This window comes from Xanthovirga aplysinae (assembly GCF_009711365.1).
GTDB classification, from domain to species: domain Bacteria; phylum Bacteroidota; class Bacteroidia; order Cytophagales; family Cyclobacteriaceae; genus Xanthovirga; species Xanthovirga aplysinae.
On record NZ_SMMB01000666.1, the window covers coordinates 1 to 3,103 of the forward strand.

General features: G+C 32.9%; 3 protein-coding genes. 1 reads left to right on the forward strand and 2 read right to left on the reverse strand.

Annotated elements, in window-relative coordinates:
* Positions 1–252: 252 nt before the first annotated feature.
* Positions 253–528 (reverse strand): hypothetical protein, encoded by a 276-nt coding sequence (locus tag E1171_RS03890; protein ID WP_155204283.1) that lies wholly within the window; start codon positions 526–528, stop codon positions 253–255.
* Positions 529–579: 51 nt separating this feature from the next.
* On the opposite strand from E1171_RS03890, the gene E1171_RS03895 reads away from it, so the two are divergent.
* Complete coding sequence (locus tag E1171_RS03895; RefSeq protein ID WP_155204285.1) at positions 580–1,158, forward strand: carboxypeptidase regulatory-like domain-containing protein; 579 nt, start codon at positions 580–582, stop codon at positions 1,156–1,158.
* 691 nt (positions 1,159–1,849) lie between these two features.
* On the opposite strand, the gene E1171_RS03900 is transcribed toward E1171_RS03895, so the two are convergent.
* Positions 1,850–2,572 carry a transporter gene (locus tag E1171_RS03900; RefSeq protein ID WP_155204287.1) on the reverse strand — a complete coding sequence of 241 codons (723 nt, stop codon included), beginning with the start codon at positions 2,570–2,572 and terminating at the stop codon, positions 1,850–1,852.
* Between the last annotated feature and the right edge of the window lie 531 nt (positions 2,573–3,103).

Genomic DNA, 3,103 nt, shown 5'->3' on the forward strand with positions numbered 1-3,103 from the left:
CAGATGAAAGTAAAATGTGGATGTGAAAAGGATTTACAGATCTGCCTTGAGGAGTTGATGAATGTTGAAGATGAAATAGTGCTTCTGGAGGAAATAATGGTACAGTACATTCCATGTGAGATTGAAATGGAAATAAGGTAAAAAGTTTTTTTCGCTTTTAGAGAAAGGTTTAATTTACCTCATTTTTTTGGTGGAGCTCTTTCATTTCATTAGGAAGTGTTTTCTATTGATGAAATGACCTTGAATACTTTTTCATTCTCTTATCTTTTTACATTCTGGCCTATTAATGAAAACAAACCTATGGTTTGACTGAAGGTAAGCTGCACCAATTACTTTAATTATCTTATCCGATAGAATGAATCTTTCTTTTTGTCTAAAGAATTGAAAGAAAATTAGGAATTGAGGCCCCGAATTGGTGTTGGTTGTTTTTCCTGTAATCTTTATAAAAGCAGTTATTAGTTTACTGGCATCTGCTGTGTGTTTATGCAATAAACTTACCGTATTTTCGTAATTATTCTGTCTTTTCAATTTTTCTTTCAGCCTTTATTCTCATTTGTTAAAGTATTTCAATTGTATTATATGAAAAAAAGGTTTTTCATATTTCTGATTTTTTTGGCCTATTCCAAACTTGGGTTTGGTCAGAGTGTACTTAAGGGACGGGTAAAAAACAGCAATGGCAAAGCTAAAGGGGTAAATGTTCGATTAATTGATGAGGATCAAAATGTTTTAATTTGTAAGACAGATTTTGACGGCAATTATCATTTCAATTTGAAAAAACCCGGTTCTTATCAATTGGAGGTGAGTGCACCAGGCCATAAATCTATGGTCATTCAAAGAGACATTGGGGGTGGGGAGGATAAGCAGGTTTTTTGGCAAGAAATTGATTTGATTCCGGAAGATAAAATGGTGTTGCGTATCCCTGATTTTTATTTTTTTCCTGAAGAAGCGAACCTTACTACCAATGGAAAATTAGAATTAAATAAATTGGGAGGAGTTTTAAAAGCTTTAAACCATGTAGCTATTGAAGTATATGCTGATCCGGATAAAAATAGGAATCAGAAGATTCTGGCACGTAAGAAAGCCGAAACGGTGAAAAAATATTTTATGGCTATTGGAGTGCAAAAAGAAAGAATTAAAGTAAAAGATAAAAGTTCTTGATTTATTTAATTCCCTCATGGCTTAATTATGAATTAAATAATGATTTTGAAATCTCCGATTAATCGATTTTAATTCATCCATATGTGTAATACATGCACCTGCCAATTATTTGCACCATCGCTTTAGGAATAAGTTTTATAAAAACCTCTGTTTTTCATTTACAGGATTTTTTTGTTTTTCAGAATTCTTCCTAATTTTTAATTCCTAATTACCGTTAGTTATGCCCTCTTTATTTTCTTTTTTTTAAGAGGTATTGATTTGTGATTGAATTATTTGCCTTAAGCTGAGGGAGTTTCACTTTCTTTTATCTGAGCTTTCCTCAATAACTCTTATGTCCAATGAGAGGGTTGAGAAAAGATTTCATCCACAACATATTCTGCTTTTATCTAAAATGGGGTAGAATTCTAGTTCTTATATTTTGATAGAAAATCACCAAGACATGAAGTAAAGTTCTTTGAAGCGGTTCGGGGAATTCTCATAAGGTAGCCTCTAATGTATCCAAGAAAATTTAGCTACAAAAGTGGATGGGGCGTTTGTAAGGGGACCCTAATAATGAAGATGGGCTTTCTGTAAGAAAGTTTTTTGGTATCATTCCAGAAAAGGTGTTAAAGAGATATTTGCTGATGATAATTTAATATTCAATTCTCTCTACACCTTACCTCTCAATTTTATCAACATTATTGGTAATATTCTAAAAATTGAAAATAAGCATAACACTATATACACCAGGTTTACCGGTGATTAAATCAAATGTAGTTCCTGCTGCAAGGCTGAATTGATTGGTAAAAGTATAGTAACCTCCCACATTTATATTGTGTTGATTTTTTTCTCCCTGAGGTAATAGGCCATACAATTCTGCATATGCTGCTACCCGTGGAGTTAATGCAACATCGAGAACCAGATTATACAGATAATTTGGGGCCCAACTGCTGCCATCCCAAATTCCACCTATATTATAGGTCAAACTCACCCTTTCGCTTAAAGTATTCCTAAAACTAAAGCGATAGAGGTAAGAAACTTTATCCGAATGAAATTCTCCTGTTCCTGTAGGAAGGTTTATCTGTGTGTAAGCTCCAATGGCGGGAATCCAGCCATCTTCATCTATTAATCGAATTTTTGTGCCTAATCCCAAAGAGCCTAAACCGAAGGCATCGGAATTTATTCCTTCAATATTTGAATGAGTATAAAGTAAAGGTTGATTGATCCGGATTTCAAAACGATCGGAGAGACCATATCTTAGGGATGGACTGATCGTGATACCAGACCCAAAATCCCCAGGGCTAAAGCCCATATAATTGAAAAAAAGGAATTTTCCTTTTGGGAGTAAACCTGGCGATTCAGCGTCGCTTTGTGCAAAAGCGATTGATTGCTGGAATAAAAAAAGTATAAAGGATAAAAGTGCTCTTTTAATCATCAAACAAAAAAATAGGTTTGTTAATCCTTGGTTTAAGGGGTGTATTCTAACCTCCTTTTATTTCCATTTATATTTTTTAGCAGATCTATATGTTGATATATTCGATGTTCTGTTTTTGTGTTAAGTTCACTTGGGTTCAATGAAATGGTGGTTTTTTAAAAATTTTAATTGAATAATAAATAAATATGTAGGTTAGAAAAGATCCGTGTTTTACGGATTTTCAGCTATTTTGACCGGCTAGTTAAGCTAGGCTTTATTTAAAGATACCTTACCTTTGGTCTTTAAGAGCTTGAATTTTAATTCAATACAATTGGTAAAAGTTAAGTAAGGTGAGTTAAGAACGAAATAAATTATCATTATTGTACTTTTCTAATTGATGGGCTGGGGTGTTTTGAAAGGAATTTCGAGGTTTTTATTCTTAAAAAGTTAATTTTTTAGCGTTAATCAATTGTTTTTGAGGGTATTTGAGATGTGGATGAATTATTTAGATTATGTATTATTAGAAGATTTCTAATGTGAGGGATGAGTTTT

What these genes read in the sequence shown, in the direction of transcription:
- E1171_RS03895 (WP_155204285.1), top strand. Translation starts at nt 580, where the DNA reads ATGAAAAAAAGGTTTTTCATATTTCTGATTTTTTTGGCCTATTCCAAA.
- E1171_RS03900 (WP_155204287.1), bottom strand. Translation starts at nt 2,572, where the DNA reads ATGATTAAAAGAGCACTTTTATCCTTTATACTTTTTTTATTCCAGCAA.